A 9502-nucleotide genomic window follows, 5' to 3' on the forward strand; every position below is an offset into this window, starting at 1 on the left:
CAACGCAGCCGCCAATGCCACTATCGTAGCAAAGAACGATTCAAAGATTGAATTCGATGAGTTGCGCACGGTGCCATTCGTTGAAAAAACCGACGATGGCAGCGACCGCGAGTGCGAGATGGTAGTGAGCCGTCTGGCTGAAATCCGCTTCATCGATCCACATACAGGCATCACGCTTTCTTCTATGAACGTGCCTTACGGTAGCTCGCTCTACCACAAGGCAGGCGATGTGCTCGCCAAGGGTGAGGTAATCGCCAAGTGGGACCCATTCAACGCCGTCATCGTTACAGAGTATGCCGGTACGCTGAAGTTCCGCGACGTTATCGAGGGCGTTACCTACCATTCAGAGACCGACGATACCACCGGACTTACCGAGACCATCATCACCGAGTCTAAGGACAAGAGCAAGGTGCCAACCTGCGACATCATAGATGAGAACGGCGAGGTGATTGGAACATACAACCTCCCTGTGGGTGGTCACGTTGTGGTGGTAGACGGTCAGAAGGTGGCAACCGGTGTCACTCTCGTCAAGATTCCACGTTCTGTCGGCAAGGCAGGAGATATCACGGGAGGTCTCCCACGAGTAACAGAGCTCTTCGAGGCCCGCAACCCATCCAACCCTGCTGTAGTGTCAGAAATCGACGGTGAGGTTACAATGGGCAAGGTAAAGCGTGGTAACCGTGAGATCATCGTTACATCGAAGACTGGCGAGCAGCGTAAATATCTCGTTTCGCTCTCTAAGCAGATTCTTGTGCAGGAGCACGACGCCGTACGCGCCGGAACACCGCTCTCCGACGGTTCTATCACCCCTGGCGATATCCTCGCCATCAAGGGTCCTACCGCCGTTCAGGAGTACATCGTCAACGAGGTACAGGACGTTTACCGTCTGCAGGGTGTGAAGATCAACGACAAGCACTTCGAGATCATCGTTCGTCAGATGATGCGTAAGGTTCAGATCAACGATCCGGGCGATACCACGTTCCTCGAGCAGCAGATGGTTGACAAGCTCGACTTCGCTGAGGAGAACGACCGCATCTGGGGCAAGAAGGTTGTAGTGGATGCTGGCGACAGCGACACACTCCAGAAGGGACAGATCATTACAGCCCGTCGTCTGCGCGACGAGAACTCAAGTCTGAAGCGCCGCGACCTCAAGCTCGTTCAGGTGCGTGATGCAGTGGCTGCTACATCTACTCAGATTCTCCAGGGTATCACACGTGCTGCCCTCCAGACCAAGAGCTTCATGTCGGCAGCATCCTTCCAGGAGACTACCAAGGTGCTCAACGAGGCTGCTATCCGCGGTAAGGTAGACCGTCTTGAGGGTATGAAGGAGAACGTTATCTGCGGTCACCTCATCCCTGCCGGTACTGGTCTTCGCGAGTTTGAGAAAATCATCGTTGGTTCTCAGGAGGAGCACGACCGTATGCAGGCAAACCGCAAGAACGTAATCGACTACTCCGACAAGCAGACCATTGAGGAGAACTAATTCTGACTATACATGATTAAGAGAAGGGTGGACCACAGCTTCCGCTATTCTCTTTCTGAAAACAATAAACGCTATGAGGGCTGTCCTGTTGATATGGGACAGCCCTCATCGTGTTTTCGCATGTCATTATTCGTAATTGTATAAAGTGATAGCAAGATAGTTCCATATCCAGTCTGATGTTAAGGTCAGACTTGGGGCTTAGGAGATTGTTTTATTCGAAAATAAAACGGCATGTAGGGAGATTTCTGATTTCTCCTTCATGCCGCTTTTCCTTGTATGAGATGTTGTTTCAATAATCTGTTTCACTCCTTTCTCGCATATGGTTTAATTCAATAAATATCTTTTACACGAAGTTTATACCCGTTTTTGCATAAAATTTGTGCAGTTTCCTTCAAATTCTGCATTAATCTCGTGCAGATTCCTTTGAAAACTGCATCAATCTCGTGCAGATTCTGAATTCCGGCTTGATTAAATGAAAGTCTTAAGACTATTCATTTTGTATTACAATCGGATTTTTTGATAAAATCCTCACGTTCGGAACTGTGAATAAATTCCCATTTCTCTCACTCAATCGAATTTTTGGATTATCTTTGCAAAGACATAGAAAACACAGGAAACCTAAGTTGGAATACAGAAAACATAATATCACATGAATATAGACAGAAGAATACGCAAAAGAGTGAAGACACTCGCCATGAGCCTTGTCCTCACCTTTGCCGTGGCCACGCCGCAGGGCAAGGCGTCAGCACAGGGCATACTGCCCAAACCACAGTCGTATGCGCCAGCCAAAGGCACATTCCATACCCGTGGCAGACAAGTGAGAGTGGAGAACAGGGTGGGGGACATCGCCCGCAACATCTATTCCGAGCCATGGATGGCTGCCAGCAAGGGAGGCGCCCGTCAGGTGATGATATTCGACAGACTGTCTCCAAAGTCGATAGCCGGACTGACGCTGAAAGACGGTGCTGAGGCCGAAGCCTACCAACTGCATGTTTCTCCCGACACCATCCTTATCCGAGCCGCCAGTGCCGACGGCTTCCGTCTGGCTTGGGCTACGGTGAGACAGTTGACTACGAAGAAGGGAGTGGCATGCTGCGATGTGGTTGACGCACCGGCATACAAGTGGCGTTCGATGATGCTCGATGTGTCGCGCCATTTCCGTTCCATCGACTTCCTGAAGCGTCAGATCGACGCCATGGCGCGATATAAGTTCAACCGCCTGCATCTGCATCTCACCGATGCCGCCGGATGGCGAATAGAGATAAAGCGATACCCCCGGCTCACCAACCTCGCCGCTTGGCGTCCCTATGCCACATGGCAGGAGTGGACCGACAACGGCGGAAAATACGTGGAGGAGGGCACACCGGGAGCCTACGGCGGATATTACACCCAGGACCAGCTGCGTGAGCTCGTAAGCTATGCCGCCGACCGGGGCATAACGATAGTGCCGGAGATAGAGATGCCGGGACACTCAGAAGAAGTGCTCGCCGCCTATCCCGAACTGTCATGCTCCCATGAGCCATACAAGGATTCCGACCTGTGTCCCGGCAGTGTGGCAACATACGATTTCATGGAGAACGTGCTCCTTGAGGTGATGGACATATTCCCTTCGGAATATATCCACGTGGGAGGCGACGAGGCGGTGATGAAAGCCTGGGACAACTGTCTGCTCTGCCAGCGCATGATGAAAGAGCTGCATACCGACAAGGCAGGACTGCAGGCACATCTCATCACCCACTTCGGCAATTTCCTCAATGCCCACGGCAGACGTCTCGTGGGATGGGACGAGGTGATAGCCTCCTGTCTCGCTCCCAATACCACAGTGATGGTGTGGCGAGAGACCGACCTGGCACGCAAGGCTATCGAGCACGGCTACGATGTGGTGCTCTCGCCGGGCGACTACTGCTATATCGACAGATATCAGGATGCTCCTATCACCCAGCCCACGGCGATGGGCGGATACCTCACACTCAAGAAGATGTATGACTACGTGCCGGGCGATGACCTCACCGCCGACGAGCGCCGCCATATCACGGGCTTGCAGGCTAACCTGTGGGCAGAATACATACCGTCTGACGAGCAGATGGAGTATATGTTCTGGCCACGTGCTATGGCGATAGCCGAGATAGGATGGAACGGGGCAGAGAAGAAAGACTATGCCGATTTCCACCGTCGTGCCTTGGCAGAGTGTGACACGGTGAGGGCTATGGGAATCCACGCCTTCGACCTTCGTCATGAGATTGGCGAGCGCAAGGAGTCGTTCACTCCCGTAAAACATAAGGCTCGCGGCTGCCGTGTGACCTACAACACACCGTTGCATCCCAAATACACTGCCGGTGGCGAACAGGCGCTTGTTGACGGAGTGCGTGGCGGCTGGACCTATGCCGACAAGAAATGGCAAGGCTTCACAGGCACCGAGGGATGGTGTCTCGACGTGACGATAGACATGGGCAGCATACAGAAGCTGCATGAGGTGTCGGCGGTATTTATGCAGTCGCTCGGTCCGTGGATTTATTATCCTACCAAATATCGGGTGTCTTTGAGCGAAGACGGCAAGACATTCACCCAGGTGTATTCTCAAGACCAGCCGCAGCGCGACCCCTGTCGTGTTGGCTACCGCACTCAGGCATGGCATGGCAGCCGGAAGGCACGCTACGTGAGAGTGCAGGGCAGCTGCGACACCGAATTCGGATGGCTCTTCACCGATGAAATCGTGGTGAGATAAAAACAGCCTGATGACCGATTGGGAGTTAAGCACAATCGGTCATCAGGACTTGTATTCTGATATAATTAAGGTGTGGTTGATATGTAGAGCAGACTTTACTTATTATTGTCTTTTCCTCCAGATAATCTCTTTTGCTCGCGCTCAAAATTCTCCAAGAAATGAATCTCTACAGGCGAGAGGGTGTTCTTGGTGCGCTCCTTGAATCTGTCGTATTCCTGGTCGGCTTTCTCTTTGGCGAGTTTGGCGGAGATTTTGCCTGCATGGGTGAGGATGTCTTTTCGGGAGATACGGAGGAAATCATCGAGAATGTTTATCCAATCCTTCATATACATAGGTCGGTGCTCCTCGGCTTGCATTTCGGCGAAGTCAAGATACAGGCTTACGATGCGGTTCAGTGATTTTATCTCTTCGTGGGTGAGATAGTTCTTGGCTATTTCCGCTTCTGGTTTTGTTGGCATAGCTCCAGACCATGTTGTAAGTCCCATAAAGTCTTTCTCAGCATCGGCTCTTTCGTAAATTATTTCCGCCGCAGTATGACCATGAACAGAATAGTGCATCTTGTTTTGTACAGTCTTGAAGAACTTTTGTGTCATTTCCACTCGTGGGTCATAGTCGATACTGAGGGCATAAATCTCCAATACCTTGCGATAGAACACTTTTTCACTGGAGCGGATATCACGTATTCTTGCAAGCAGCTCGTCAAAGTAATTGCCACCTCCAGCTCTCTTCAACAGGTCATCGTTCATGGCGAAGCCTTTCACTATATACTCCTTCAATACCTTGGTTGCCCATATACGGAACTGAACACCACGGTAGGAATGTACACGATAACCTACGCTGATAATCATGTCGAGGTTGTAGTATGCCACACTGTAATTTTTCCCATCTGTTGCAGTTGTTGCAAAATTTGCAACAACTGAATCTGCGTCAAGTTCCCCGTCCTCCAACACATTCTTTATATGTCGTGAGATAGTGGACTTATTACGCTGAAACAACTCTGCCATCTGGTCAAGCGAGAGCCAGACAGTATCGTTTTGCAGCTTCACCTCTATCTGTGAATCACCGTCAGGAGTCTGATATAATAGAAATTGCCCTTTATCCATTGTTATTCTTTTCTTCTTAGCTTTTCTATCAGGTCATTTACAATTCTTGCTCCATATAGAATATAATGTCGCTTGATGCAAATATATATATATTCTCCGAAAATCCACCATTCTCCACGTTAAATAAAGGGAAATATGGCATACCCCCCGATCACAAGTTCACCAGAAAAGCCAATATCCAACAGGTTTGCAGATACAAAAAAATCCTCCATAATCGCTATAAGGATTATGGAGGATAATATTATGTAAATATCTTATGAACAAGATAATTACTTCTTGTTGAGGGCGAGGTCGATAGCTACGGCGATAGCCACTGTAGCACCTACCATTGGGTTGTTACCCATACCCAGGAAGCCCATCATCTCTACGTGGGCAGGAACTGAAGAAGAACCTGCGAACTGAGCGTCAGAGTGCATACGGCCCATGGTGTCGGTCATACCGTAAGAAGCAGGACCAGCAGCCATGTTGTCTGGGTGAAGAGTACGTCCGGTACCACCACCTGAAGCCACTGAGAAGTAAGGCTTGCCGGCAGCGAGACGCTCCTTCTTGTATGTACCGGCTACCGGGTGCTGGAAACGTGTCGGGTTTGTAGAGTTACCGGTGATGGAAACGTCTACATCCTCGCTCCAGTTGATAGCCACACCCTCGCGAACGTCGTTTGCACCGTAGCAGTTCACCTTTGCACGTGGACCGTCAGAGTAAGCGATGCGGTTAACGACCTTCAGCTCGCCAGTGTAGTAGTCGAATTCTGTCTGTACGTATGTGAAACCGTTGATACGGCTGATGATCATGGCAGCGTCCTTGCCGAGACCGTTGAGGATAACGCGCAGAGGATTCTTGCGAACCTTGTTTGCCATCTCAGCAATCTTGATGGCACCCTCAGCGGCAGCGAATGACTCGTGGCCGGCGAGGAATGCGAAACACTGTGTCTCCTCGCGGAGCAGACGTGCAGCGAGGTTACCGTGGCCAAGACCAACCTTACGGTCGTCGGCAACAGAACCAGGGATGCAGAATGCCTGCAGACCCACGCCGATAGCCTCTGCACAATCAGCAGCAGTCTTGCAGCCGCGCTTGATGGCGATGGCAGCACCGCAAACGTATGCCCACTTTGCATTCTCGAAGCAGATACGCTGAGTGTCCTCACACATCTGATAAGGATCAACACCTGCAGCCTCGCAAATCTCGTTAGCCTCTTCTACGCTCTTGATACCCTCAGCGTTGAGGGCAGCGAGAACCTGCGCCTCGCGACGCTCCTGACTTTCGTAACTTACTTTTCTAATCATGTCTTTGTTTCTCCTTATTATTCTTTACGTGGATCAATAGCTTTAACAACTCCCTGCTCGGCGGTGGTGCGTCCGTAAGAGCCTGTGAACTTCTTCACTGCCTCGTTGGCGTCCATACCGTTCTTGATGGCCTCCATCATCTTGCCCAGGTGTACATACTCGTAACCGCAAACCTGGTTGTCCTTGTCGAGGAACTGGCGTGTGATATATCCCTCGGTGAGCTCGAGGTAGCGTGTGCCCTTGGCAACAGTACCGTAGAGAGTACCAGTCTGTGAGCGGAGTCCCTTGCCGAGGTCCTCAAGACCGGCACCGATTGTCAGACCACCCTCAGAGAATGCACTCTGTGTGCGTCCGTAAACGATCTGCAGGAAGAGTTCGCGCATGGCAGTGTTGATGGCGTCGCAAACGAGGTCTGTGTTGAGAGCCTCGAGGATTGTCTTGCCTGGCAGGATTTCTGATGCCATGGCAGCAGAGTGGGTCATACCCGTGCAACCGATAGTCTCAACGAGAGCCTCCTGGATAACGCCGTCCTTAACGTTGAGAGACAGCTTGCAGGCGCCCTGCTGAGGAGCACACCAACCCACACCGTGTGTGTAGCCGGAGATGTCTTTGATTTCTTTAGCATAAACCCATTTTCCTTCCTCTGGGATAGGAGCTGGTCCGTGGTTTGGGCCTTTGGCCACAACGCACATGTTCTTTACTTCTGTTGAATAAATCATAATGTTATTATAATATTATAATGTATTGTGTCTCACTAATACCTTCTCGATTATCGATAATGCAGTTTTCGATTTGTCGTTGTTGTCGTTTCCCGATCTGTCGATGATGCCGTCTGCCGGCTTGTAGCTAATACCGTTTCGAGTCTTGTCATGCCGTTTCCGTTTCCGTGGTTGGCAAACATGGCTCGCTCTGGAGCTGCCACGATAACGGTATGGCTCTTTTTACGTGGCAAAATTACAAAGAAAATCTGATATACCCCGTACCCTTATGTAAATATTTTATGTCATTCACACTATTTAGTGAGGTTTGTCAATCCATAGTGCTGACTTTGTCAAGACGGGTTTGCAAAGTGGGCGTTATCGGCAGTAGAAATGAATAATCCCCGTGGCGTCTTTCGATGCCACGGGGATTGTATTGGATGTTAGTCTGGTCTGTGTGTCATTATCTTGCTATGCGTACGCTCTTTGTCTCAGAGCCGTTGCTCATCTGGAGGATGAATACGCCGTGCTTGCCGCTACCGATGTTGTTGTTCATAGCGCCCTTCTCTACGCAGCGTCCCTGCAGGTCGAAGAGAGAGTATGTGGTGAAGCCTTCAGCGTTAGCCTTCACTGTGTCGATAGCGTCAACTTCGCCAACCTTTGTGAAGTCTGAGTAAACAGTGCGCTGGTGTGGAGTGTAGTTTACAGTGCCGTCCTCGAGAACCTTGTTGAAGAAATCGAATGAGTAAGCCACGATCTCTGTCTGGTAGTCATAGGCAGCATCGTATGTGTAAACGTCCTTGTGGGCATAGTAGAGTTCGATTGGAGAGCCGTATCCGCATCCCCACTGCTCATCGCCACACTTCACGCCTTTTTCATTGTAGTAGTAAACATACTTGCTCAATGAAATCTCATCTGCGCCTTTCTCTCCGTCGCCGTTCTTATCCCACCAGCTTTCGTCATAGTAGTAGTAAGAACCGTTATCGTCAATTAGCTTGTTTGTCATGACGTCACTGCCAGATCCGTCGAGGTATGTATAATTAGCTACATACTCAGGATACTTCTCACCGTATGTAATTACATAGTCACCGTAGTCCACACCGCGATAATTGAATCTGTATTCAGTAGCGCGGCAATTGCCCATACGGAAGTTGTCGTTTATGTTCACGAACTGGTCGTCACACTCTTGCCATTTCAAGTTATGGAATCTCTTAATCTCGCCCAATACGTTTGCCTGTGCGTCATTGTCCCATATCTGGTCCTCCATCACCACTGATGAAGGATGGCCGGTAGCCTCGTCGTATGTAGGAGTGATACGCTGGTTGATATACTCCTTCTTCTTGTCATCGTATCTGTAGTTCACATACAGAGTCACGCGGCCCTTGTCGTCGCGGGTAATCTCTGTGCGGAAGCAGTTCTCTGGAGACATCTTGGTGAGCTGCTTTGTCACGACGCTGTATTCATACATCATGGCACCAGTCTGTAGACCCTTCACCACGTTGTCCCAAGTCTTCTCGATTTTCCAGTCGCCCTTCCATGTCTCTTTGTCGCCGCTGTATTCAAAGAGTACGAGCGTCTCGTTTCCGTCCTCGTCATACTCGTATGTGTAGCGCGAATATTTCTGGTTTGCAACCTCAGCCTTAGGGTCGTAGCTGAGCTTTGTCTTCACGCGGCCCTTCTCGTCGTAGGTGTAAGTGTACTCCTCGGCTGCCTTTTCTGCCCATCCGTCGTCTTTGTCGTTTCTGTAGAAGATCTGCTCCTTAGCAGGGCGCATGATGTCAGAAACCGCCTTCTTGGCTACCGGGCTCTGTGCTGGAGCGTAAACACCTGATACACTCTCAAGTGAGATGCGCTGGTTCTGTACAGGGTTCTGTGCATTTGCAGATTGTGCAGCGAAGATGGCCGCGAACGAAAGTAAAGTAAATATTCTCATAAGCTTAAATTTATTTAGTTGATAATTTAATCAGTTGTTGTATGTTTCTCTCTAACGTTTCCTTTCTTGCAATTTGTACTGTTGTTTTTCATCTTTCCTCATTGCAATTTTGCTTCTTGAATAACGTTCCGCTTGCAAAAGTCGAGATATTTTTTGAGATGTACAAATAAAATCCAAAAAATATTAGATAAAAATTGGCAATATGATTAAAATCTTTCTTTTAAAGTGTCAAATTGATAACCTTTTATTATATCCTTAATTCCGCAACACTTTGATT

Annotated in this window: 5 protein-coding genes and 1 pseudogene; 2 read left to right on the forward strand and 4 right to left on the reverse strand. The window is 49.6% G+C overall.

Features of this window, described 5'->3' with window-relative positions; translation table 11 throughout:
• Positions 1-1483 (forward strand): annotated as a pseudogene (locus QVO99_RS08825) (DNA-directed RNA polymerase subunit beta'); the annotation flags it as partial.
• A 649-nt stretch (positions 1484-2132) separates the two neighbouring features.
• Entirely contained in the window at positions 2133-4208 is a 2076-nt protein-coding gene (locus QVO99_RS08830; protein WP_022317240.1) for a glycoside hydrolase family 20 protein, read from the forward strand.
• Positions 4209-4303: 95 nt separating this feature from the next.
• Here the strand turns inward: QVO99_RS08830 and QVO99_RS08835 are convergent, their stop codons facing one another.
• The 4 genes from QVO99_RS08835 to QVO99_RS08850 all read right to left on the reverse strand — a co-directional run bounded on the left by QVO99_RS08835 (position 4304) and on the right by QVO99_RS08850 (position 9225).
• Positions 4304-5311, reverse strand: coding sequence for a virulence RhuM family protein (locus tag QVO99_RS08835; RefSeq protein WP_022317241.1), 1008 nt, complete (start codon positions 5309-5311; stop codon positions 4304-4306).
• 269 nt (positions 5312-5580) lie between these two features.
• The gene (locus tag QVO99_RS08840; protein ID WP_022317242.1) at positions 5581-6594 is read right to left on the reverse strand and encodes a GGGtGRT protein; all 1014 of its coding nucleotides are present in this window, start codon (positions 6592-6594) and stop codon (positions 5581-5583) included.
• A 17-nt stretch (positions 6595-6611) separates the two neighbouring features.
• Positions 6612-7313 carry an iron-sulfur cluster assembly scaffold protein gene (locus QVO99_RS08845; RefSeq protein WP_022317243.1) on the reverse strand — a complete coding sequence of 234 codons (702 nt, stop codon included), beginning with the start codon at positions 7311-7313 and terminating at the stop codon, positions 6612-6614.
• 442 nt (positions 7314-7755) lie between these two features.
• Positions 7756-9225 carry a hypothetical protein gene (locus QVO99_RS08850; protein WP_022317244.1) on the reverse strand — a complete coding sequence of 490 codons (1470 nt, stop codon included), beginning with the start codon at positions 9223-9225 and terminating at the stop codon, positions 7756-7758.
• Positions 9226-9502 lie beyond the last annotated feature (277 nt).

Origin of the sequence: Prevotella sp. CAG:592, from assembly GCF_000436015.1 — a bacterium.
Classification (GTDB): domain Bacteria; phylum Bacteroidota; class Bacteroidia; order Bacteroidales; family Bacteroidaceae; genus Prevotella; species Prevotella pectinovora.